Consider the following 23,832-nt stretch of genomic DNA (forward strand, 5'->3'; position numbering starts at 1 on the left):
ATGGTCCATCTCAAAGCCATAGGGAGAATCATGGGAGCCTTGATGTTTTTGATCGGGGTGTTGATGCTTCCTGCCATTAGTATATCCTGGATTTACGGAGAAAATTCCGCTCCTTTGGCTATCTCCGCGGCTATTTCGGTTTTTCTTGGATTGATTTTTTTCTTCTCTTTTGCCAAATATGATCAGCTGATTCGAAAGCGGGAGGGGTATTTGATTGTGGCTTTGAGTTGGGTGATCATGTCTCTGTTTGGGATGCTGCCCTTTTTGCTTTCTGAAGAAATTACCAGTCTTTCCGATGCGGTATTTGAAACGGTTTCCGGCCTGACGACTACCGGAGCCTCTATTCTTAACGACATCGAAGCCATGCCCAAAGGCCTCCTTTTTTGGCGGAGTATGACTCAGTGGATTGGAGGTTTGGGAATCATCGTATTGACTGTTGCTATTTTCCCGCTTTTGGGAATTGGTGGGTCTGAACTCTTTGTAGCTGAGTCGCCCGGCCCCACTTCGGATAAAGTACACCCCAGAATTTCTGAAACAGCGAAGCGTTTGTGGTATATCTATGTAGGCTTAACTGCGCTAGCTACTTTGGCCTATTGGATCGGGGGAATGACTTTTTACGATGCGATCAACCATGGCTTGACCACCATGGCTACTGGAGGTTTTTCTACCAAAAATGCCAGCATGGCCTATTATGATTCGGCATTTATCCAGTACTCAGCCGTATTTTTTATGTTTTTGGCTGGGACCAACTTCACGCTGATCTATTTTGGCTTGGTGGGCAGGTTCTCCAGAATTGTAAAAAGCGATGAATTCAAAGCTTACACCGGTGCTGTTGTATTACTCACTTTGGTTGTTTTTGCAGGAATCCTAATTAATTCAGAGACTGGGGTGGAATTGTCCTTTCGAAAAGCTTCTTTTCAGGTCGTTTCCTTGATCACTACTACGGGTTTTGTCACGGATGATTATACCCAGTATGGAAAAGGAATCAACTACATCTGCTTCATGCTGCTGTTTTTGGGAGGTTCTGCTGGTTCTACTGCCGGTGGAATCAAATTTATCCGGCACGTCACTTTCCTCAAAAATTCCTGGCTGGAATTCAAGCGCATCGTTCACCCTCGCGCCATTGTACCCTTGATCATCAACGGTGAGCGGGTTACAGGGAGAATCATCAACAATATCATGAACTTCCTTTTGATCTACCTCAGCACTTTTGTTGCAGGTTCATTGGCAATTTCACTTTTGGGATATGATCTGCCCACTTCACTTGGTGCGGTGGCTACTTGTTTGGGAAATGTCGGACCGGCCATAGGTGAAGTAGGGCCAGTCGATAATTTTGCATTCTTTTCTCCGACTGCCAAGTATGTGCTTTCTTTCTTGATGCTATTGGGCCGTTTGGAGCTGTTCACCATTTTGATCCTGTTCACTCCTTTTTTCTGGAGAGCCAATTAATCCACTTCTTCCATTAGGGCGAGGATTTTGGCCACTTTGTCTTCCACACTTTCTGAGGAGATATTGGTTCGGCTGAGTCGATCCACCATGATGGGGAATGAAAAAGGGGTAAACTGACTGGGATATTGGATACTGAATCGGGAGCGGTTAAGTTTTTTCATCGCCCGAATGAACATTTCCTGCTCCATCTGTTGATTGAGCGCTTCTTGCCGAGCTTGTCTGAGCAGAAGGTTGTTCGGGTCGTATTGTTCAAATACCTGAAATAAAAGGCTGGAATTGGCCTGAATATGCTTGAAGGAAGTGGGTTTGCCCGGGTATCCCTGAAAAACCAAACCGGCTATGCTGGCAATTTCCCTGAATTTCCTTCGGGACATCTCGCTCTCATTGACGCAGTGAAGGATATCTTCTTCGATGTTTTTCAGGGTAAAAATATCTTCTTCGATCAGTTCCTCTATGGAAATTGGGGTGTCGGATAAAATCTCAAACCCGTAGTCATTCATGGCCATGTTCAAAGACACCGGATAGCTTTGGGAAATCCGATATGCAATCAGCGCACTCATCAACTCATGCATCATCCTTCCCTCAAAAGGATAGAAAAACAGGTGATAACCATCCCTGGACTGAAGCGATTCTATCAGAAAAGTCTCTCCATCCGGCACGATGGATAGCTTACTTTGCAAATCCAGAATAGGCAGCACCCTTTTTACTTCCTCTGAGCGGATGATTCCCTGATTGTATTCCTTGAAAATCTCCCGAATCTTATCTGAAAGCATGGAAGACAAAGACATTCTTGCTCCCATCCAGCTCACCACATTTGAAGTCTTCTTTTCGGACACTTTCACAAAAACATCCATCCCCTTCACCTGAAGGAGTTCCAAGCTTCGTCCTGCAAAAAAGAAACGGTCCCCAAGTTTCATTTTGGAGATGAAATACTCTTCCACCGAGCCGAGATAAGTGCCATTCTTGAACTTCACCCGCAGATTGACATCCGAGACGATGGTACCCATACTGAGTCGGTGCTTCATGGCGATTTTCTTGCTTTTGACCCGATACAGCCCGTCTTCATCTAAGACGACTTTGAGAAAATCCTCGTAATTGCCCAAAGAAGCTCCTCCTTTGGTGATGAAGTCCATGATCCATTGTTTCTCCTCTTCATTCAGTTTTGAAAAAGAGCGGGTTCTCTTGACCAAAGGAAAAATAAATTCCGGATCAAATCCCTCTCCCACAGCCAAGGTGACCAAAAACTGAATCAGCACGTCGTAGGGCAGTTCAGGAGTATATTGGGATTCCATTTCTTCCTTTTCTATGGCATTTCGAAGAGCTGCTGCCTCGACCAACTCCAAGGCATTCGTGGGGACAAAAAATATTTCCGAGGGAAGTCCAGGCTGATGTCCTGCCCGGCCAGCCCGCTGTACAAAGCGACTTACCCCTTTTGGGCTTCCTACTTGGATGACTCGATCCACTGGCCTAAAATCCACTCCCAAATCCAAGCTTGAGGTACACACGACCAATTTCAGGATTCCTTCGTGCAGTGCATTTTCTACCCAAGCTCGTACTGACATATCCAATGAACCATGATGCATGGCAATCCAGCCTGCCCAATCGGGACGGGTTTCCAGGATTTTCTGATACCAAATTTCAGTTTGTGAGCGAGTATTGGTGAATAACAGGACTGATTTTCCACTTTCAATGATGGAAATTACATGATCGAGCATTCGAATTCCCAAATGCCCGGCCCAAGGGTACTTTTCGATTTCCTCAGGAAATACTGAGCGTATAATGATCTCTTTTTCTACCTTGGCCTTGACAATATGGATAGGAAGCTCATTTCCCAAGAGCGTTTGTGCTGCTTGGCTAAGGTTGCCGATGGTAGCCGAGACAGCCCATCTTCTGAACTGACTGGGGCAGATGGCCTGAAGGTATTCCAAAGCCAGCTGAACCTGCACTCCTCGCTTGTTTCCTACCAGTTCATGCCATTCGTCTACGACCACAGCTTTCAGGGACTGAAAATGATTCCTGTGATCTTTTTGGGAAATGAGAATATGCAGGGTCTCCGGGGTGGTAATCAGGCATTGGGGAGGCCGGCGTTTCAGCGCTGCCCGAGTCTTGGCATCGGTGTCTCCATTGCGGACAACTACTTGCCAAGGAAGTCCAATTGTCTGACAGACTTCCTGCATGGCTTTTTGGAGGTCTTGTGCCAAAGCTCTCAGAGGAGTCACCCAAATAAGCTGAATCCCATCATTTTTAGGAGTTTTCCAGCTATCCGGATGGTTTTGTATGTACTCCAAGATAGCCGGAAACCAAAGCGCAAAAGTCTTTCCCGATCCGGTGGGTGCATTAAGAAGTCCCGACTTTCCTGCCAGAAAATCCCTCCAGGTCTCCAATTGAAATGGAAAAGGGGTCCAGCCTTTTTGCCGGAAAAACTCAAGGCCGATTTCCAGATTCTTATCCTCCATAGACTTTGAGCAGGGATTTGAGATCTTCGAGCGTATTGGCTTCCTCCATGGGTTTGTCTTTTCTCCAGCGTGAAATTCGGGGAAATCTCAACGCAATGCCACTTTTGTGACGGGGACTGTCCTGAATTCCTTCAAAGGCAATCTCAAAAACCAACTCTGGCTTCACGGTTCTCACCGGACCAAAGCGCTCCTTGGTGTTTTTCTTAACAAAGGCATCCACTTCTCGCATTTCCGCATCGGTCAGCCCGGAATAGGCTTTGGCGAAAGGAACCAAACGGTCTCCTTCCCACACTCCAAAGGTGTAATCCGAATACAGGTCAGCTCTTCGGCCATGACCTTTTTGAGCGTAGATCATTACCCCGTCAATGGTCAGGGGTTCGATTTTCCATTTCCACCAGCTTCCCCGCTTTCGTCCAGACTCATAGGGAGAATCGAGTTTTTTCAGCATCAGGCCTTCGGCAAAGTGCTCTCTGGATGCCTGTCGGATAACTCCAAGTTCTTTCCAAGATTCTGGGGATAATGCCTCCGAAAGCTTAAATCGGGGATGAGCATGGGATTGATGAAGTTCATGAAGGATTCTTTTCCGCTCTGCCAAAGGCCAATCCCGGATATCTTTTCCCTTCCACTCCAGCAAGTCATAGACGAGAAGACTTACAGGAGCTTCTGTCAGCTGCTTTTTGCTAAGGTTCTTTCTTCCGATTCGGGTTTGGAGAAGTGCAAAGGGTAGGGGTTTGCCTTCACTAAAGGCGAGAATTTCACCGTCTAGGACTGTTCCGTCCGGGAGATTTTCAGCTAGATCCAGAAGCTCAGGGAACTTTTCATTGACCAGTTCTTCTCCTCGACTCCAGACAAAAGTTTCACCTTGTCTACGGATAAGCTGCCCCCGAATTCCATCCCATTTCCATTCGGCCAGCCACTCGCTTCTTTCTCCCAACTCCTCTGGCTCGGCCTCCAATGGATGCGCCAAGAAGAAAGGGTAAGGCTTGGACAGGTCCTGCTCAATTTCGCCTTGGTCAAATAGGCCCTCAAAATTCAGGTTTAGCGGATCCCAATTTCCCATCAGTGCGTGGGCTATCTGGGATTTGTCCCGGTCTAGATACTTTGCCAAGGCTTGGATCATCAAGTTTTGACTGACTCCGATTCGAAAGCCTCCTGTGATCAGCTTGTTGAATACAAAGCGCTCCGTGCGGTCCAACTCGTCCCAAGCTTGAAGAATGAAGGCTTTCTTGACCTCCTCCTCTAGGTTTTCCAAGGAAATCAATCGATCAATCCATTCCGAAAGCGTCAGCGAGTTGGATTGTTTGGCTTGGGGGAGAAGTAAAGCAATGGTTTCGGCCAAGTCACCTACAGTATGGTAGCTTTCCTCAAAAAGCCATTCCGGAATACAGGATTTCTCCATGCACCAATCCCGAAGCTGTCGGGTGCTGACTTGTCTTTTGGGCCTACGGTGGGAAAAAACTGCGATGGCCCAAACTTTATCAGAATCAGAAGCCTCTTCGAAAAATTGAAGCAAAGCACCAAGTTTATCTCCAGTCTTATTGGATTGGTCCAGTCGGGAGATGAGTTCCGCAAAATGCTTCATAGGGTGGAGAAAAAAGGTGGGCTCAGGAAAGTGAGCGAGATCACCGAAAATGTGGTTTTAATTGATAATTTTAGCTAATAAATGAACAGCTTCCCAGAAGTGTTCGTTAGAAATAAAAACTCTGAATCTATGAAAAAGTTAATCCTAGGATTGGTTGTGATGGCTGGTTTGTGGTCTTGCAGCGAGCAGGAACCGGATCCTTATACAGGACGTCAATTGGAATTTGAACTTTTTAAGTCCAGTGATTATGATTTTGATGGAAACTTGGTCGTGAAAGAGCTGACCGATGGTAATTTGGAGTTGACTTTGAGAATGGATGGGCCTACTTCCAATACGGACTATTCTTTTCCGGCCCATCTTCACTTTGGAAGCTATGACCAGGAAGACTCACCGATTGCTTTCATTCTAAATCCTGTATCTGCCAAAGATTTGAAATCGGTTACCCAATTGGGTCAATTATCGGATGGGTCAAGACTTACCTTTGAAGAAATGTCCCAGTTTGATGGGCATGTGAAAATCCATCTGGCCAATGAGGGACCGGATTATAAGGTGATTTTGGTCGCTGGAAATATCGGAATTAATCCTTCGGCTGGTTTTGATGCTCAGAAAGTAGCAGTTTGCGGAAAGGATTTCTAACTCGAAAAAAACTTTAGACATAAAAAAAGCAGCCCTGAAGCTGCTTTTTTTATTGGGGTAATTCGAAATTAATTAATCACCACAGGGAAAGTGATATCCAAGTCAGACTCTCCACCTGCCTGCACAAAGTTGGCGAAGTTTGGATTGGTTGCGCCAGGGAAGTTTTTGTCCAGGTCATGTCTTAAGACCACTCTCATTTGAGCATTGTTTGCTCCTGGAGAGGAGGATACATTGACCATATTTTGTAGACCTAGTGCGATTCCTCCTTCATCTGCATAGCTGATCGAAAGGATATTGTTGTCAATAGCACTTCCCAAGAAATAGAACTGATGCTCATCGGCTTCTTCTTCGATTTCTTCAGTAATGTCTTCATTCTCGATAGAATTAAATACTTCGATGGTCATAAGATACATTTTGCCTCTGGTAATTGTCACTGTTTCAATAGTAGGAGTAGCTCCTACTTCGATCCCTTCCGGGTCACTTGCGGTAAAGGAAAATGGACTTCCTACCGGATTGTTGGAAGCGTCTATTTCCTGGAAAGTCAAGGTGACATCGGTGATCACTTCTCCGTCGTTTTCCTCTACCGGATCCTCGCTTTCGCAAGATGCAAAGGCAAAGCCCAAGGCTGCAAATAGGTACAACGGTAGTTTGGTGTAGTTTTTCATAGGATTTTTTGGTTTTAGAATTGATAGTTGAATTTGATTAATAAATTTCTTCCCATATCCGCGGTGAAATAGCGGAAGCGGTTCATGTATTCTTTGAATTCGGTATTGAATAAGTTGGTGACTTGTAGGCCTACATTCAGGGAATTGTCCCCCAATTGGATTTTTCTCTGATAGCCAAGATTAAACAGGGCATAGGCAGGAGGTGCAGGAGCTAAGTCAAAATCAGGCTCCCGGGTCTGCTGAGCCACCAATAAGTTGCTTAGTGTAATTCTGTTATTTGGCTGGTCTTTCTTTCCAAACTGATAAGAAAGTCCCCAATCCATCCTGTCTGAAGGAATGAAAGGGAAGAAGCTATCTTCCTCTGTATTTCGAGCCCGGATTAGGGATCCTTTCAGGTAGCCACTGAACTGGTCAGTGAAAGAATAGCTTCCCGACAAGTCTACCCCATAGAAGAAGGCATCGGCTTGAAGGTATTCGTACACATTAAATGTTCCTCTCAGACTGACAAAGGTCTCTCCTGTAGGATTGAGGTAGATGTAATTGTTGATTCGATTGGCGTAGGCGGTCAGCTCGACTAGGGCTTTTTTTCCTTCGTATTGAAGGCCATTCACCCACTTAAGTGAGTTTTCGGACACCATGTTTGGATCTCCTATTTCCACTGAAGCCGCTCCGTGATGCAAGCCCTGACTGAATAGCTCATTGATATTTGGAGGCCTCCAGGCAGTTCCCAAATTGGAAGTGAAAGAGAAATAGGGGCTCAGTTGATATTTTCCTCCAAAGAATGCTGAGAAATTTTGATACTCCAAATCTGCTTTCTGAAGCTCATTTCCAATAAATCTGGCCGCACTTACAGTTCTGAAATCATAGCGAAGGCCTCCCTCAAGCTCCAAGGGACCTTTCAGATACTTCTCCATCGCATAGATTCCGGCATTGACCATGTCGTAGTTGGGGATCAGAGGAGTGACTCCTGTGCCAGGAACATTGGAATTGGCTTGCTGAATCACATTTACTCCAATTGATCCGCTCCAGGTATTTTTTCGCGTATGGTCTACAAAAAGGTCTAGGGTATTGGTAAATAACTCCAAATCCAAGCTAGGCCTACTATTTAATTCTCCTCTTCTTCGGTCAAATTCCTGTCTCTGATTCAATTGGAAGCCGTATTGGAAATTGATCTTCCATTCCGGAGATAAGTGGTAATGGGTTTTGACCTTGGCCAAATGATGGGATACCACTTGTTTGGGGTTATTGATTTCGTAAGTGAAATCCGGTTTAATAAAGGGTTCTCCGTTGTTTATGATTTCCTGCAGGTCAGAAAGGTTACCTGTGTGTGAGTCCCGTAAAATCCCTATTTCTGTATTGAAAAAGCTGTAATAAAGTTCTGCTCCCAGTTTTTGAGAACTGTAGCCTACAGAACCTGAGAAATTGTACTCGGCCATTCCGGTATTGGCCTGATAGTAGTTGGGCGTGCGTACATTTCCGGCCCGCTTGGCAGAACCCTGCACCCGGTAGCCTAGTCCTTTTATTTTTTCAGATCCACCGGTATAGGCAGCAGAAATGTTACCCATTCGGGAGTTGGTACCCCCAAGGAGATGGATATCAGTTTGGTTTTTCTTGGAAGTCGGGAGGGAAGGAGGATTGACCAAAATGACACCTCCCATAGCTTCCGGACCAAACCGGACAGTCTCTGCGCCTTTGATTACCGTGATTTCATCGGCAAGGAAAGGGTCGATTTCAGGGGCATGTTCCGCACCCCACTGTTGCCCTTCAAGTCGGATTCCGTTGTTCAGAATCATGATTCTATTGCTGTGCAGACCATGAATTACAGGTTTTGAAATCGTGCTTCCGGTAGAAAAGGTGGTGACTCCTGCCACTCGTTTCAGACTTTCGCCCAGGCTTTCTCCTCTGGATTCTAGAAGGGCTTCACCATAAAGAGAGGTGACAGCAGTGGTAGTTTGTACACTTTCTCTATGCCCATGCACGTCGACTCCTTCAAGCCCGATGGACTCTTCCATCATTCGGAAAGTCTGATTAAGAGAGTTGCCAGTAAGTTCCAATGTGGTTCGAATTTCCTTATGGCCAATGTATTGAACAGTGATGGTATAAGTGCCTGGACAAAGATCCCTGATGATAAAGTTACCGTTGGCGTCAGAGGCAGCTCCGGTTCTGGTTTCCATCACCATCACATAAGCAGCCTCTATCGGGTTGTCATTTTCCTGATGGAGAATCTTCCCTCTTAAGCTCAAATTGCACTTTTGTGCCAAAGAAGTGCCCGCACCCAAAAGAAAGAGGTGAAGTAATATCAGAACTGTGACTTTTTGTAACACGGTTGCAAAAGTAGCTTTTGACTTCACATTAAACCAATCTTTTTGAAACAAAGTTGCATAGATTTTTAAATGGTCTATTAGCCGGATGTATTGAAATGGGTTGCTTTGGCAAAAAAAAATCCGGCTTAGTTAAACCGGATTAAGACTGTATTGATGGAGATTAACCCAACCAAGCCGCCCATGGAATACGGCTCAGAATCAATACCAGACCTATTGCGTAAAGCATGTAAATGCTTCTGAATTTGGCTCGGGAATCTACCAGTTTCTTTGCGCGAATATATCCCACAGAAATCAAGATGATCGCTATAATATTGATCAAAGGATGCTCCAAAGCGGTCAGGCGAGCGGCTGAGTCTGACATAGCACCACCGCCGGTCAACAAGGAAAAGCCCAAGGGACTAACGAAGTAAAGAATCAATCCGATCAAAAGCTGAGTATGAGAAAGGATAAAGGCGATCATGGCGATTTTTCGGTCTTTTTCAGTAAATGCTCGTCCGGAAAGTGATCCGATCAGCGCATAGATGATTACCAAAACCAAAGCAGCTAGAGCCAAATAAGCCAGTCCTGAATGGGCATGTTGAAGTCCTGTGTACATAGTTGTATTTTTTTACCGATGTGAAAATAGCACAAATGAAAGTAGGAAAAGCTCTCTATTGTTCGAATTCTTTATTCGACATATAAAACCAGTCCTTTTAGATACTCTGTTTCAGGGTGAAAAATATTCACCGGATGATCCGCAGGCTGGGAGAGGTGGTGTAGGATTTTCACTTTCCGCTTGCTTTCCATAGCTGCCGCAGTGATGGTGTGGGCAAAAAGATTTTTGTCCACCACCTGACTGCAGGAGAAGGTAAATAGGATTCCACCGGGTTTAATTTTTCTGATTGCTTCAAGATTGAGCCTTTTGTAGCCCTGCACGGCATTGTGACGGGCTTTGATGTTTTTGGCAAATGCCGGAGGGTCCAATATGATCAAATCAAAATCATCCCCGATTTCACGAATGTACTTGACGACATCAGCCACAATGGATTCGTGACGGCCCTCAAAGCCTGGATTTAGCTTCACATTTTCCTCGGTCAACTCAATGGCTTTGGGGGAAATATCCACCGAATGTACTTCTCTGGCACCTTCCTGAAGGGCCAACACCGAAAAGCCTCCGGAGTAGCAAAAAGTATTCAGCACCTTTTTTCCTTTGGAATAGGTGGAGACCAGTTTTCTGTTTTCCCGCTGATCGATAAAAAAGCCTGTTTTCTGCCCTTTTTCCCAATCGATCCTGTAATTGGCTCCGTATTCCTGGACCAATTCCGTCTCGGCTTTTCCCCACACCCAATGATTGGAAGCAATACCTGAATCCCGTGGAAGTGTCTCGGAACTCTTGTCATAAATGCCCTTCAATTCACTGCCATAAACAGACTTAAGCGCTTCTGCGATATCCTCCAAATGTCGGTGAATCCCCTCATGATGGGCCTGAATCACGGCAGTTCCTTTGTAAAAATCAATGATCAAACCCGGGACAAGATCTCCTTCACCATGAACTAAACGATAGACGTTAGTTTGCTGATTATCAGTTAATCCAATTCTTTTTCTTAAATCAAAAGCAGAAGCAATTTTTTCTTTCCAAAAGGCTTGATCAATCTCTCTTTCCTCAAAGGAAATGATTCGAACCCGGATCGAACCATTGGAAAAATGACCGGTTCCTAGGAATTCATTTCTGTGGGAAAAGACTGATACCAAATCCCCGTTTTCCAGACTGGGTTCAGCCTTGGCCACAGCTCCGGAGAAGACCCAATGGTGTCTGCGATAGAGAGAGATCTCTTTGCCTTTTTGAAGAAATAACCTAGGATAATTCATGCTCTGCTTGATTTTTTGTCAGGGAAGGAAAAGCTTCCCAAGATCATGGATACTATACTTGCCCCCAATCCAAAAAGATGGGTTTCCTCCACCCAGTCGTAATTTTCGGCTGCGAGATAGGCAATCATCCCAAACACCATAGACATCAGGGCTCCCATTTTGGAGGCCTTCTTCCAATAGAGTCCAGCGGTAAGGGGTACGAAAAGGGATACCAGCATCAAGATAGAGGCTCCTGCTACCAATTCGTAAATATTGGACTTCCAGGATGCCATTAGGATTGCCACGATTGCTACTATCACCACATTGATTCTCAATATCCAAAGAAAATGCCGATCATCCAGCTTTTCCCCAAAGTAGGGACGAATGATATTTTCCGAAATGATCGCAGAGGGAGCCAATAGCCCGGAACTTGTGGTACTCATGATTGCGGAAATCAAGGCACCGAAGAAAACAATCTGGATTCCGATTCCTCCATGCTGCAAAATCATGGAAGGAAGAAGCATCTGCTTGTTTTCCAGATAAAGCTCAGGATAGAGCACTTTGGCGCCCAAGGCAATGAAAAGCGGAAGAAGCCCGAAGGTCAGGTAGAAAATACCTGCCAAATAGGTGGACCTGACAGCCACCTTTTGGGATTTGGAAGCCATGACTCGCTGGTAGATATCCTGAGAAGGAATACTGCCCAAGCCCAAGATAGCCCAAGCCCCAAGGTATTTGGTCCAACCTGACCAGGTGTTTTCAGGAAAAAACTGAAAGCTTTCCGCAGGTGCTTGCGAAATGATTTCCTGTACTCCTCCTGCCTCTTGTGCAACAGTAACTGCTACCCATACCAGTCCCACCACGATCATCGTCGTCTGGATAAAATCAGTGATAGAAATCGCCCACATTCCCCCAAGGAAAGTGTAGAAAACCACTATGCCACCAGAAATAAGAATCCCTTGAAAAAGGGTCAAATCGGTAACGGCACCCAAAACCAGACTCAGGGCCACTAATTGCGCAGCCACATAGCCGAAATAGGCCGGAATCATGAAAATAGAGGCAAAAAACTCGATTCTCCTTCCGAACATCTTTTTGAAGACATCCCCAATGGTCAGCACATTCATCCCGTACATGGGACGGAGGTAAAACATCCCAAAGAGAATCAGACAAAGCGCACCGCCAAAGGGATCTTCAATCACTCCCAGTAGTCCTTCTTCCAAATACACCGAGGAAGCCCCGAAGATTGTCTCCGAGCCAAACCAAGTGGCGAAAAGAGCTGAAGCAGAGAGAAATAGGGGCAAGGATCGTCCAGCCAAGACAAAATCACCGGAGTTTTTCACCAGTTTGGATGACCACACGCCAATGCCGACGGTCACCCCCAAATAGATCAGAATTGCGGTGAGTAGCAATTCAGTAGGACTTAGCTTTTTCCATACATTTTCTCTCGCAGAGCTTTAATTTCTTCGCTTGCCAAGTAATCGTCGTAAGGCATTCTGCGATCAATGGTGCCATTTGGAGTGAATTCCACGATCCGGTTACAGGATGATTGCACAAAAGTGTGATCATATGAACTCATCAAAACCGTTCCTTGGAATTCGATGATGGCATTGTTGAATGCCGTGATGGATTCCAAATCCAAATGGTTGGTCGGTTCGTCCATGACCAAGAGGTTGGGGTTTTGGAGCATCATTCGGGAGATCATGCAGCGGACCTTTTCCCCTCCGGATAGGACCGAACATTTCTTTAAGGTTTCCTCACCTGTGAATAGCATTCTGCCCAAGAAAGTCCGGACATATGCCTCTTCCTGATTGCTGGAATACTGTCTCAGCCAGTCGATCAGGTTCAGTTCAGACTGGAAATATTTGGAGTTGTCATTAGGAAGGTATGCTTTGTTGATGGTCACACCCCATTTCAAGCTGCCTTTGGTGGGCTTGTTTTCCTCCATGATGACTTCGAAAAATTTATTTACCGCCTGTTTAGTCTTGGAGATAAAGGCAATTTTATCGCCTTTGTCCACCATGAGATTCACATCGGTGAAGTAAGTGACTCCATCTTCTTTCAGTTCCAGATTTTCAGTCATGAAGATCTGGTCTCCGGCTTCTCTTTCCTGCTTAAACTGGATCCCGGGATACTTTCTGCTCGAAGGTTCGATGTCGTCTACATTGAGTTTCTCGAGCATCTTTTTACGGGCAGTTGCCTGACGTGACTTGGCCACGTTTGCAGAGAATCGGGCGATAAATTCCTGAAGTTCTTTTCGCTTTTCCTCAGCCTTCTTGTTTTGGTCCGAGCGCTGCTTGAGCGCAAGTTGGGAGGATTCGTACCAGAAGGTATAGTTTCCGGAGTAGATTTTGATCTTGCCAAAGTCGATATCCACGATATGCGTAGAGACCGTATCCAAAAAGTGACGGTCGTGAGATACAACAATCACCAAATTTTTGAAATCGATCAGGAAGTCCTCCAGCCACACGATGGTTTCGGCATCCAGGTCGTTGGTAGGTTCGTCAAGGATTAGGATATCCGGGTTGCCAAAAAGAGCCTGAGCTAAGAGCACACGTACTTTTTGATTACCTGCCAGATTTTTCATGGGGGTGTAATGGATATCCTCAGAAATCCCCAAACCAGATAGGAGAGCGGCTGCATCCGATTCGGCATTCCAGCCGTCCATTTCGGCAAATTCTGCTTCCAGTTCAGAAGCTCGGATTCCATCCGCCTCAGAGAAGTCCTCTTTGAGGTAAATGGCATCTTTTTCCTCTAGGATGGCATAGAGTTTTTTATGTCCCATCAAGACTGTTTTGAGGACTTCCACTTCGTCAAATTCGAAGTGATTTTGCTTCAAAACGGCCATTCTTTGTCCGGGGGTGATATTGATTGCTCCGGAAGTGGAGTCAATTTCCCCCGCCAGGATTTTCAGAAAAGTGGATTTTCCGGCACCATTGGCACCAATTACCCCATAGCAGTTGCCGGGCGTGAATTTTAGATTGACGTCTTCAAAAAGTGTTCTTTTTCCAAACTTAAGGGAAAGATTATCTACTGAAATCATGGGTGTGTATTAGCTTTTAGAAGGCGCAAAGATAGGGAATTAAAATTTTTTACGACTTAAGCAAAATAAACCTCTGCTCACCCATTTCACATTTTCCTGGTTTAAAAAAAAAAATATGTATCTCCGCTTGTTTGCACGTTACCGATTATCTATTGGTTTTGAGGATCCAAATAGGAGGATTCCCCCTTATATAGAGGCTAGGAGTCTTTCCCGACGAATGACGGATGGATTTTCCGTCATAGAAATTTGGCTATTCTTAACCTACGGCAATGTTCCGGATTCACATAAAAAAAAAATATTTAAATTGATTTTTTAAAAATTTTTTAGTATTTAGTAGTTTAACGAAGAAAATCTATTTATGATTGAAAATGAAAACAACCTAATCAGGGGAAGCAAGAGCCTAAGGATAGTAGGGTTTTCTTTACTTTTTTTTACGTTTATTTTTCCGCCTAACTTATTTGGGCAAGCAACTCCAACTGTAACAATTACAGGTCCGGAGATTGTATGCCCTAATAACTTTCATCCTAACGGGTCGATTGGACACACCTATATAGCTAATGCAAAGCTTTGGGGACAAAATATCAATTGTTCAAATTGGGAATGGATAATTAGTGAAAATGGGTTTCCAGTAGCTTCGGGTTTGGGAAATACTATTTCGAATTATTCATTCCCAAATGTTGCATCCTACCGAATTCAATTTTCCACGACCTGCGGCCCTATCCCCATAGAAAAGAATTTATATGTGACTTCAAGAGTCAAAATGCCCAATCCAATCCAGCATGTCACAGCTCCAATTATTTGTAACCCTGGACAAGCCTATACTTTTGCAACAACCCCTCCATTAGATTTAGGTGATTCAACTTGCTATTATCATTATTTATATGAATGGACTGCTCCAGCAGGTTGGAGTATTGAAAGTGGTGGAAATATTGAAATGGAGGGAGCTTCTGTAAGTATAGTTGCTCCTGCCAGTACTCCGCACGGAACATATACTATTTCTGTGAAGTCGACTATTCCAAGAAGTGGTCAGCCGAATAATCCATTTAAAAGTGCTCCCGTCAATTATTCCGTACGGGTAGGTCCATTTAATCAGTCTGAAATGTACGTGACAGGTTCCCAGGCAGTTTGCAATGGCAATACTTATCTTTACACAGCAGTTGTGCCGGGGGGCCATAAAAATGGGTACATATACAATTGGTATTTTCCTTCTGGTTGGACCGTGCAGCAGCAACTTACGAACACAATTACATTATATGTACCCACCTATAACAGCTCCTATGGTCCAGTAAGATTTTCTGTAAATACAGGCTGTGGTCCACCTACTGGATATTCAGGAATTACTACATATCCGTGTAATTATTCTGGGTATGGAAACTTTATAGTTTACCCTAATCCGGTAGAAGGGGAATTCAACGTTGAATATATCTTGTCAGAAAACTTTGGTGTAGGCCATGATAGCGAATCCCGAACAGAAACCAATATAAATAATCCTCAAGAAAAGGAGTTTAAGATTGAATTGTACGATAAAGATCAAACGTTGGTCAAAACAGGTAATTCGAAGTTCGGAAAAGTTACCGTTGAAACTTTTGGTCTAAATCCCGGCACCTATTTTCTCCATATCCACTTTGGAAAAGAGGTCTATACAGATCAGATCATTGTGAAATAGTATTAATGTTTTATTGCCACTAAACAATTAAAAAAATGTCATTTCCGAAAAAATATATTCTTCTCGCTTTATTTGGGCTTTCGATGTTTGAAAATAAACTGTTTGCTCAATCTGAAACGGAAACTAAGGCAGAAATTTTCACGGCTAAGAATTTGATATTTGCAGAATTCTTTGGGAATTCTGGTGGCTATGCACTCAATTTTGGGAGGATTTTTTTCCAGAAAGAGAAATGGAAGATTTCAGCAAGTGCTGGCTTCTCTGTATTGTATAAAAGTGAAGATGAACCGCTCCACTCTGGATATTTAGTTCCTGCCTTCATACCAGAGATCTCGGCATTTTATGGAAAGTCAAAACATCATTTAGAATTGGGAGTCGGTTTCAATGCTGCCTATCAAAAAAGCTATTCTTTTGATGAAGATTTTCCAAACAATACAAAAGAACAAACTTACTGGAGTAAATCTATTGTGCCCAGAATTGGATATCGATATCAGAAGCCCGAAGGAGGGTTCTTTTTTAGGGTAGGTTATACTCCTTCGATTAGTTTTGAAAGTCTTGATAAAGCGGCTAAAAAGGCCACCTTTATCCCATTTGGTGCTGGAATCAGTTTGGGGGTAAGTTTTTAATCTTAGCTTTGAAGTAACATAATTAATTAGTTTAAGGCAGCCATTCTCAAGAACAAACTTTTTTAGCCAAAATTTTCGCCACTTTACTATCTTGAATTTCCTTTAGAGGCCCTTTAAGATATGCAGGTAAAGTTTTTGAGGTTGGTTTTGATCTTTGTGTTGTTCTGCTTTGGTTTTTCAGCATTTGGCCAACTTTCCACCGTAGGCAAAGAATTTTGGGTAGGCTTTATGGACAACAACAGGGTTTTGGGCGGTGGGCCAAACAATCCCGGAGCTCCTGATTTTGCGGTCCTGATCATTACTGCAAATGAAGATGCGACAGGATTCATCGAATATTTGAATGTATCTGTTCCCTTTTCCATCAATTCCGGACAGCAGTTTTCGATTCGGGTTCCCTCAGAAGATTTAGACCTTTTGCACCGCTCTTCAGGGGTTATCGAAAGAAAGGGCATCTATATTTCTTCCACGGGGAAAGTGGCTGTGCATGCCTATAATGAACGCTTCAGAAGTGCAGACGGTACGGTGGTATTGCCTGTCGGGGCTTTGGGAAAGGACTACTACATCACCTCGCATTATGAGACCATGACAGCCCCTGTCTCTTACAATGCCAACCTTAATGACGAAAGCACCTTACTCGTTGTAGCTACGGAAGACAATACCACCGTAGAAATCACCACTTCCGTGGGCACTTTGAGTGGAAACCCGGCCCGAACACCCTTTACAATCAATCTCAATCGAGGCCAAAGCTATCAGCTCAAAGCCAAAGCCGACCTTACGGGCTCTCGAGTAAGAGTAGTAGGTGACAATGCGGATGAATGCAAGAAAATCGCGGTTTTCGGGGGAAATAAATGGACTTCGGTTGGGAATTGCGGTGAGGCAAACGATCACCTTTTTCAGCAAGCTTATCCGGTCAATACCTGGGGTACTTCTTTTGCGCATGTGGCTTTGAATGGTCGGACTTCCGGAGAATTGGTCAAAGTTTTGGCTTCCGAGGATAATACTGAAGTCTTGGTCAATGGAACCTCGAGGGGAAATATCAATCGGGGAGAATTTCTTTCTCTAGAGTTTGGCATCAATGAGTCGGGGAAAATTGATACCTCCAAACCTGCCTCAGTTACTGTCTTTTCCAAAAGCATGGCCTGTAATCAGCCAAATTCTCCCAGCCAACTTTCAGGAGATCCATTCATGATCACCTACAGCCCTGCCGAGCAGTTTCTTACACAATTGACTTTCAACTCACTTAATCTTCCATCCATTACAAGTCATTATGTCAATATTGTAGTCAAGACCGGCGAGCAAAACAGAACACTTTTGGATGGGCAAAATATTGGTGGGCGTTTTTTCCCGCTTCCCGGTGATCCTGATTTACAATACGCCCGAGTCAACATCACTCAAGGAGTGCACCGATTGAATAATCCCTCAGGATTTAATGCCTTTGTTTATGGATTTGGGGAATTGGAATCTTATGGGTACGCCGCAGGTGCTGCATTGGACAATCTCAATTTTCAGACAGAGACGGAGTATGGATTTGATGTTGTGGGCGAAAAAGTGGCTTGTCTCAATGTGGAAGGAGTATGGGATGTGAAGCCGGACAATCCTGATTTCAGCTATTTTGTTTGGGATTTCGGGGATGGTTCGGATCCGGAAGTAGGAAAGCAAGTGCCGCATACATTTTCTCAGCCGGGGGTTTATGAAGTGACGATCACGGCTGCTTTGAGTCCTAATTCCTGCGATGAGCAGGAGGAAGTGGTATTTGAAGTGGAAGTTTTGGAGACCAAGGCGGAGATCTTAGGCGAGCAGTCAGTATGTCCTGAGGTTGAGGAGGTTCTTTATCGTATAAAAGGAAAAGAGAATGTGGCTGGTGGGATTTTTGAAATAGAAGGAGGGGAAATCTTGCAGGATTATGGGGATTCGGTATTGGTAAAGTGGGGAGCTGCAAATCCTGAAGCCCTTGTTCGATTGATTCCATTTTCTCCCAATGGATGCCCCGGGGAAGCCATCGAATGGCCGGTGGTGATCAATCAGCGCATCGAAGTGACTGAGGCCGAAGGGGCTGAGGAAATTTGCTTTGATCCGAGCGTATCCTATTTCTATGAAGCACCTAATTCCAGTAGTTCGAGAGGCTATGAATGGACAGTTACAGGAGGTCAAGTCGTTTCTGGACAAGGTACTTCTCGTGTGGAAGTGATTTGGGATCAGCCGGGGATCGAGGGCGAAATCGAGTACGTAGCTTTCAGCTTGATCGATAATTCTTGTGAGGGAAAAGCTCCTGTTCATCGGGTGAGTATAGCTCCTGAGTTTACCGCAAGGATTCAAAATGTCCAGGATGTAAGCTGTAATGGTGATAATTCCGGTTCCATCCGTCTGGAAATATCAGGCGGGACGGGAAGCTATAACTATACGTGGTCACACGATTCCAGTCTGAATTCTCCCAATGCCAATCAGCTTTTGGCCGGAGTTTACACCGTTGAGATTAGAGATGAGCGGGGTTGCCTCAGAACGTTGGAGAATATTGAAATAGTAGAACCCGAAGCCTTGAGCGTAGTATCTGTTTCCCCTGTTGCCACTTCTTGCTTTGGGAAGGCAGATGGCGAGTTGGAATTGGAGATAGCTGGAGGTGTAGGTCCTTATACAGTAGATTTTAATGGCCAAAATGTATTTTCCGGTCGGTTAAGTTTGGATCAGTTGCCTCAAGGGACGTATCAGTGGGAAGTGATCGATGCCAATGGATGCAGCATTCCAGTCAGTTTTGACATTGATTCGCCTCCAGCTTTGCAAGTGGATGTACGATTGGAAAGGCCTGCCTGTCCCGGAGGGTCTGAAGGGGCTCTTATGGCTTTGCCTTCAGGAGGAAACGGGCCTTTTGTATTTCAATGGAATACGCTTGCCAGATCAGGTTCCTTGGTCGATGGGTTGAGTGCAGGCAGCTATGATTTGGAAGTGACTGATACCAATGGATGCGTAAGTCTGGGTCGGGGAGTTGTTTCAGAGGCCGCACCTCAAGTACGAATGCCAACGGGATTTGACCCGAGACAGACCCCTGGGCTTTATGAGGGAGTTTCAAACTGTGAGACAGATTTTCAGTTGTTTATCTACAATCGCTGGGGACAATTGATCTATTTTGGAAACACAGGCTGGGACGGAACTTATCAGGGCGAAGAAGTGCCCACAGGCACTTATACCTATCGGGCTATTTATTCTTTTTCACTTGAAGGAACTCCTCAAAATAAGGAGTTGCAGGGGTCGTTTTTTCTGGTTAGATAGAGGCTGTAAAAGTGGAGGGAGATGAGAAAGGAACAGAAAATAAGTGGCCTTGGAGGATTACTGGTTTTGCTGTTGGTGCTTTTACCTTCCCTTTGTTTTTCCCAATTAAATACCCTAGGCAAGGAGTTTTTTGTTGGTTTTCTGGAAAATGGAAGACCTTTGGATTCAGTCAATACGGCTCCTGAAAAAGCACTGATTATCGTTACAGCCAATGAACGTGCTATTGGTACCATTATCACACCCCGTCAAAGCATTCCCTTTGAAATCGAAAAGGGGCAACAGTTTGTCCGGGAGTTTGATGCTAATGCGGAAGGACTGCTTCTTTCGGCTTCCGGAAGGGTGGAAAAGCGATTTGTCCATATTGTATCTTCCGGGGAAATCGCTGTTCACGCCTTAAATGGCCGCTCCTACAGTACGGATGGTACGGTGGTGCTTCCCAAAGAATCCCTTGGACTGGACTATCTGGTCATGTCCCATCACGAAAGGGCCCTGATTACCGGTTCCTCGCTCAATCATACCACCTTGGAGAGTTCCCTTTTGGTCTTGGGAACAGAGGACAATACAGAGGTGGAAATCATCCCCTCAGCCCGCACCCAAACCGGAATTCCGATTAATTATTCCTTGAAAATCACGCTCAATCAGGGCGATGCCTACCAAATCAAAGCCGATGCAGATTTGACGGGTACCATCGTGCGGGTACTCAATGACAACGATACCTATTGCAAGAAGGTAGCTGTTTTCGGAGGAAATCGAATGTCCAGTTCAGGAATATGCGGGACCACAGGGGATCATCTTTTTCACCAAGCCTATCCTACGAATACCTGGGGAAAGTCCTTTGTCCATATCCCACTGAAAGACCGGACCTCGGGGGAATTTGTCAAAATTCTGGCCTTGGAAGACAATACCGAAGTCTATGTCAACGGAAAACTGGAAACCCGTCTCAATGCCAGAAAATACATTCAACTGGAGTTTGACAAAACTCAAGTGGTCCATATCGAGACTTCCAAACCCACCTCGATGGCGTTGCTTTCCAAAAGCGGCTTTTGCAATGAGTTCTTCGTGGCCTCTCTTGGCGACCCCACACTTTTTGCCTATTCGCCTACCAATCAGATGATCCGGGAAGCGCCTTTTTCCACAGGCAAGCTTTATGGGCGGTTCAATATTTCACTCAAGCATTATATCAATGTACTGGTAAACAAGGGCTCAGCATCCCAGACCAGGTTGGATGGGCAAAATATTGGGAGCCTGTTTCGTCAGGTACCCGGAGCGGATTTTGACTATCTGCAGCTCGAAGTAAGTGAGGGGCCGCACATTTTGAGCAATCCGGAAGGGTTTATCGGATATGTCTATGGTTCCGGTCAGGTGGAGTCTTATGGCTATCCTATCGGTTTGGGGATGGAAAGCATTCAATTTAAAACCGAAACGGAATATGCATTCGAGGTAGAAGGGGATCGGGTAGCTTGTCTGAACCAGGAGGGAACTTGGAAGATTTTGCCTGAAGATGCCATTTTTACAGAGTTCGAATGGAATTTCGGAGATAGCACGTCCATTCAGCAAGGGCAGGAAGTCAGCCATACCTTCACCCAACCAGGCAACTACCTGGTGGAGGTATTTGCCACTTCAGGTTCGGGTGATTGCGATGAGCAGGAAACTTTCCGTTTTGAGGTCGAAGTGAAGGACATCTCTGCCCAAATCTCCGGGCCGGAGTCAGTTTGTCCTCTTTTGGATGAACAGGTTTATGTTTTGACTGATACGTTAAATGTCCATCGGGTAGCCTGGGAAATAGCAGGAGGGGAGATTTTGGAGGAATCCCTCACCTCTGTAAAAGTAAAATGGGGAGCTCCTTCCAATTCTGCCTTTATCAAAGCAATCCCATTTACCGATCAGGGCTGTCCGGGAGAAGTTCAACAGCTGGACGTGGAGATCACAGAGGCGATCGAGCCTGCCTTGCCTAAAGGCGACTCGGGACTCTGTGGGGGAGAGACGGAGTTGATTTATGAGGTTCCTTTTCCAAATGATAATAGAATCTACACCTGGACCGTCAGCGGAGGAATATTGACCTCGGGTCAGGGGACTTCACAGGTGAGCGTGGCTTGGGATCTAAGTGCCCCAACAAAGTCGATTTTCTATGAGGAGAAAAGTACGTCCAATTCCACCTGTTTCGGAGTTTCTGAAGTGCTAGATGTGGTGATTTATCCGGAATTTCGGCTAGAAGAACCAGAGATTTTGACTCCGGCATGTCCGGGTGAATCCAACGGCAGGATTCAGATTAATCCTCAAGGAGGTTCTGGAGTGTATGATTTCGAATGGTCTCATGATGCCAAGCTGAATGCTTCTTTGGCTCAGGAACTTCCTAGCGGAACCTATGCCGTTTGGGTACGGGACCGAACAGGATGTGCCGAGGAGCTGATTACCATCACATTGGAAGATGCTAAGCTATTGGAGATTCAGGGTCAGCCTGAGGCGATTCCGGTTTCTTGCTTTGGAGGAAATGACGGATCCACCGAAATCCGTTTGACAGGAGGCACGCCCCCTTACCAGGCCATTGGCTTAGAATCCATTTGGGATGGAAATGTACTTCGGGTTTTGGGCTTGGAAGCTGGAGAAAATGAGCTTCTTATCGAAGACCAACGGGGATGTCAAATTCCGATTTCCGTAGAAATCGAGTCTCCCGAGGAGCTAACTGTTTTGGCTTTGGTCAATAATCCGGGTTGTGAGGGGAGTTTGGATGGAGAATTGGAATTGCAGATCAGTGGTGGAACCGGTCCTTATGAAGTGATTTGGGACAATGGACAGACAGGCAATAGACTGGTCGAGCTTCCATTTGGGGAGTTTGGCTATACCATTACGGACGCGCAGGGATGTGTGCTTACCGGAAAAGCCCAAGTCAATCAGGCTAAAGCACAGGTCAGAATGCCGACAGGTTTTGATCCGGAGCGTGAACGCTTCGGTCCGGTATCCAATTGCAGCATTGACTATGATCTTTTTATTTGGGATAAATGGGGCGGATTGGTTTATCAGGGAAGAGAACCTTGGGATGGACTTTTGGATGGTACAGAGACGCCTCCAGGATCTTTCTCCTACTTGATCCGATTTAGCTATCAGTGGCAAGGAGAGCAGGTCACAGAGGAGAAAAAGGGAGTTTTTACCTTAATCCGATAACTTTTCTTCTTTGATTTGGGAGTATTTGGGATAGTTTTGCCAAGAATTCACTTTTACACCAGATGAAGAAAATTTTGATTACCGGAGGAGCCGGGTATATCGGTTCTCACACCGCATTGGAGCTTTGGAATGCAGGAATGGAGCCTATCATCATCGATGATTTATCCAATACTCAAGAGAACGTAATTGATCGGCTGGAGGAGATTACGGGCAAGCGCTTCAGTTTTTATAAGGGAGACTGCAATTCCAGAGAATTATTGGATCAGATAGCGGCAGACCATCAAATCGAGGGAGTGATTCACTTTGCGGCTTTCAAAGCCGTGGGAGAAAGTACCCAAAAACCCCTGAAATATTACCGGAATAATATCGGTTCGCTTTTAGTATTGTTGGATTGGATGAGAGACCACGGGATTCAGGATGTGGTTTTTTCTTCTTCCTGCACGGTCTATGGACAGCCGGAAGTGTTGCCGGTGACCGAAGCCACACCCCGTCAGGAGGCAGAAAGCCCCTATGGCAATACCAAGAAGATCTGTGAGGATATTTTGGTGGATTTTGTAAAAAGCAAAGCAGGAGTGCGGGTGATTTCTCTGCGCTATTTCAATCCCGTGGGGGCTCATTCTTCGGCCAAAATCGGAGAATTGCCCCTTGGAGTACCTCAGAATTTGGTTCCGTTTATCACCCAAACTGCCGCAGGAATTCGGGAAAAGCTGACTGTGTTTGGAAATGATTACGATACACCGGATGGCAGCTGCGTCAGAGATTATATCCACGTGATGGATTTGGCGGATGCCCATGTCAAGGCTTTGAGTTTTCTTGGAAAGCAGGAATTGGATTTTTATGAGGTTTTCAATGTGGGTTCGGGCAGGGGAAATACCGTGTTGGAGGTCATCCATGCCTTTGAAAAGGTATCCGGGCAGAAGCTCAACTATGTGATTGGTCCACGCAGACCAGGAGATGTCGTCAAAACCTGGGCTGACACTACCAAAATCAATCAGGTACTCGGTTGGTACCCCCAATACTCCCTGGAAGACTCCATGCGGGACAGCTGGAACTGGCAGAAGAGTTTGGGATAATTCTTTAGTCTCGGGCTAGTTCAATTCTTCAGGCTTGGACTATATTTTCTTTGCAGTCTTCAGACCTG

Annotated in this window: 15 protein-coding genes; 7 read left to right on the forward strand and 8 right to left on the reverse strand. The window is 45.2% G+C overall.

Features of this window, described 5'->3' with window-relative positions:
* Entirely contained in the window at positions 1 to 1,449 is a 1,449-nt protein-coding gene (locus AAA942_RS01295; protein WP_338218412.1) for a TrkH family potassium uptake protein, read from the forward strand.
* Here AAA942_RS01295 and AAA942_RS01300 read toward each other — a convergent pair.
* Together AAA942_RS01300 and AAA942_RS01305 are read right to left on the reverse strand one after the other, a co-directional pair.
* On the reverse strand, positions 1,446 to 3,905 hold the full coding sequence (locus tag AAA942_RS01300) for a ligase-associated DNA damage response DEXH box helicase (RefSeq protein ID WP_338218413.1): 2,460 nt from the start codon (positions 3,903 to 3,905) through the stop codon (positions 1,446 to 1,448). The two genes, AAA942_RS01295 and AAA942_RS01300, sit on opposite strands and share 4 nt — an antisense overlap.
* Complete coding sequence (locus AAA942_RS01305) at positions 3,895 to 5,487, reverse strand: ATP-dependent DNA ligase (protein WP_338218414.1); 1,593 nt, start codon at positions 5,485 to 5,487, stop codon at positions 3,895 to 3,897. Before AAA942_RS01305 ends, AAA942_RS01300 begins: the two co-directional genes overlap by 11 nt.
* A 129-nt stretch (positions 5,488 to 5,616) precedes the next feature.
* On the opposite strand from AAA942_RS01305, the gene AAA942_RS01310 reads away from it, so the two are divergent.
* Complete coding sequence (locus tag AAA942_RS01310) at positions 5,617 to 6,123, forward strand: hypothetical protein (RefSeq protein ID WP_338218415.1); 507 nt, start codon at positions 5,617 to 5,619, stop codon at positions 6,121 to 6,123.
* 68 nt (positions 6,124 to 6,191) lie between these two features.
* On the opposite strand, the gene AAA942_RS01315 is transcribed toward AAA942_RS01310, so the two are convergent.
* From AAA942_RS01315 to AAA942_RS01340, 6 genes are all read right to left on the reverse strand, one after another.
* Complete coding sequence (locus AAA942_RS01315) at positions 6,192 to 6,788, reverse strand: hypothetical protein (RefSeq protein WP_338218416.1); 597 nt, start codon at positions 6,786 to 6,788, stop codon at positions 6,192 to 6,194.
* A 14-nt stretch (positions 6,789 to 6,802) separates the two neighbouring features.
* Positions 6,803 to 9,163, reverse strand: coding sequence for a TonB-dependent receptor (locus AAA942_RS01320; RefSeq protein WP_338218417.1), 2,361 nt, complete (start codon positions 9,161 to 9,163; stop codon positions 6,803 to 6,805).
* 109 nt (positions 9,164 to 9,272) lie between these two features.
* On the reverse strand, positions 9,273 to 9,707 hold the full coding sequence (locus AAA942_RS01325) for a hypothetical protein (RefSeq protein ID WP_338218418.1): 435 nt from the start codon (positions 9,705 to 9,707) through the stop codon (positions 9,273 to 9,275).
* 71 nt (positions 9,708 to 9,778) lie between these two features.
* A complete protein-coding gene (locus tag AAA942_RS01330; RefSeq protein WP_338218419.1) occupies positions 9,779 to 10,960 on the reverse strand; it encodes a class I SAM-dependent rRNA methyltransferase in 1,182 nt (393 codons plus the stop codon).
* Positions 10,957 to 12,345 (reverse strand): sodium:solute symporter family protein, encoded by a 1,389-nt coding sequence (locus tag AAA942_RS01335; protein WP_338218420.1) that lies wholly within the window; start codon positions 12,343 to 12,345, stop codon positions 10,957 to 10,959. The genes AAA942_RS01330 and AAA942_RS01335 overlap by 4 nt, the downstream gene beginning before the upstream one ends.
* A gap of 11 nt (positions 12,346 to 12,356) precedes the next feature.
* Positions 12,357 to 13,976: an ABC-F family ATP-binding cassette domain-containing protein gene (locus tag AAA942_RS01340; protein ID WP_338218421.1), complete on the reverse strand. Its 1,620-nt coding sequence runs from the start codon at positions 13,974 to 13,976 to the stop codon at positions 12,357 to 12,359.
* A gap of 358 nt (positions 13,977 to 14,334) precedes the next feature.
* Here AAA942_RS01340 and AAA942_RS01345 point away from each other — a divergent pair, with 358 nt between their 5' ends.
* The 5 genes from AAA942_RS01345 to galE all read left to right on the forward strand — a co-directional run bounded on the left by AAA942_RS01345 (position 14,335) and on the right by galE (position 23,764).
* Positions 14,335 to 15,642 (forward strand): T9SS type A sorting domain-containing protein, encoded by a 1,308-nt coding sequence (locus AAA942_RS01345; protein WP_338218422.1) that lies wholly within the window; start codon positions 14,335 to 14,337, stop codon positions 15,640 to 15,642.
* 35 nt (positions 15,643 to 15,677) lie between these two features.
* On the forward strand, positions 15,678 to 16,265 hold the full coding sequence (locus AAA942_RS01350; protein ID WP_338218423.1) for a hypothetical protein: 588 nt from the start codon (positions 15,678 to 15,680) through the stop codon (positions 16,263 to 16,265).
* 120 nt (positions 16,266 to 16,385) lie between these two features.
* A complete protein-coding gene (locus AAA942_RS01355; protein WP_338218424.1) occupies positions 16,386 to 19,529 on the forward strand; it encodes a PKD domain-containing protein in 3,144 nt (1,047 codons plus the stop codon).
* A 21-nt stretch (positions 19,530 to 19,550) separates the two neighbouring features.
* Positions 19,551 to 22,691: a PKD domain-containing protein gene (locus tag AAA942_RS01360; protein ID WP_338218425.1), complete on the forward strand. Its 3,141-nt coding sequence runs from the start codon at positions 19,551 to 19,553 to the stop codon at positions 22,689 to 22,691.
* Positions 22,692 to 22,753: 62 nt separating this feature from the next.
* Positions 22,754 to 23,764, forward strand: coding sequence for a UDP-glucose 4-epimerase GalE (gene galE, locus AAA942_RS01365; RefSeq protein ID WP_338218426.1), 1,011 nt, complete (start codon positions 22,754 to 22,756; stop codon positions 23,762 to 23,764).
* Positions 23,765 to 23,832 lie beyond the last annotated feature (68 nt).

Origin of the sequence: Algoriphagus sp. oki45 (assembly GCF_036245605.1) — a bacterium.
Taxonomy (GTDB): Bacteria; Bacteroidota; Bacteroidia; order Cytophagales; family Cyclobacteriaceae; genus Algoriphagus.

What these genes read in the sequence shown, in the direction of transcription:
- AAA942_RS01295 (WP_338218412.1), top strand. Translation starts at nt 1, where the DNA reads ATGGTCCATCTCAAAGCCATAGGGAGAATCATGGGAGCCTTGATGTTT.
- AAA942_RS01300 (WP_338218413.1), bottom strand. Translation starts at nt 3,905, where the DNA reads ATGGAGGATAAGAATCTGGAAATCGGCCTTGAGTTTTTCCGGCAAAAA.
- AAA942_RS01305 (WP_338218414.1), bottom strand. Translation starts at nt 5,487, where the DNA reads ATGAAGCATTTTGCGGAACTCATCTCCCGACTGGACCAATCCAATAAG.
- AAA942_RS01310 (WP_338218415.1), top strand. Translation starts at nt 5,617, where the DNA reads ATGAAAAAGTTAATCCTAGGATTGGTTGTGATGGCTGGTTTGTGGTCT.
- AAA942_RS01315 (WP_338218416.1), bottom strand. Translation starts at nt 6,788, where the DNA reads ATGAAAAACTACACCAAACTACCGTTGTACCTATTTGCAGCCTTGGGC.
- AAA942_RS01325 (WP_338218418.1), bottom strand. Translation starts at nt 9,707, where the DNA reads ATGTACACAGGACTTCAACATGCCCATTCAGGACTGGCTTATTTGGCT.
- AAA942_RS01330 (WP_338218419.1), bottom strand. Translation starts at nt 10,960, where the DNA reads ATGAATTATCCTAGGTTATTTCTTCAAAAAGGCAAAGAGATCTCTCTC.
- AAA942_RS01340 (WP_338218421.1), bottom strand. Translation starts at nt 13,976, where the DNA reads ATGATTTCAGTAGATAATCTTTCCCTTAAGTTTGGAAAAAGAACACTT.
- AAA942_RS01345 (WP_338218422.1), top strand. Translation starts at nt 14,335, where the DNA reads ATGATTGAAAATGAAAACAACCTAATCAGGGGAAGCAAGAGCCTAAGG.
- AAA942_RS01350 (WP_338218423.1), top strand. Translation starts at nt 15,678, where the DNA reads ATGTCATTTCCGAAAAAATATATTCTTCTCGCTTTATTTGGGCTTTCG.
- AAA942_RS01355 (WP_338218424.1), top strand. Translation starts at nt 16,386, where the DNA reads ATGCAGGTAAAGTTTTTGAGGTTGGTTTTGATCTTTGTGTTGTTCTGC.
- AAA942_RS01360 (WP_338218425.1), top strand. Translation starts at nt 19,551, where the DNA reads ATGAGAAAGGAACAGAAAATAAGTGGCCTTGGAGGATTACTGGTTTTG.
- galE (WP_338218426.1), top strand. Translation starts at nt 22,754, where the DNA reads ATGAAGAAAATTTTGATTACCGGAGGAGCCGGGTATATCGGTTCTCAC.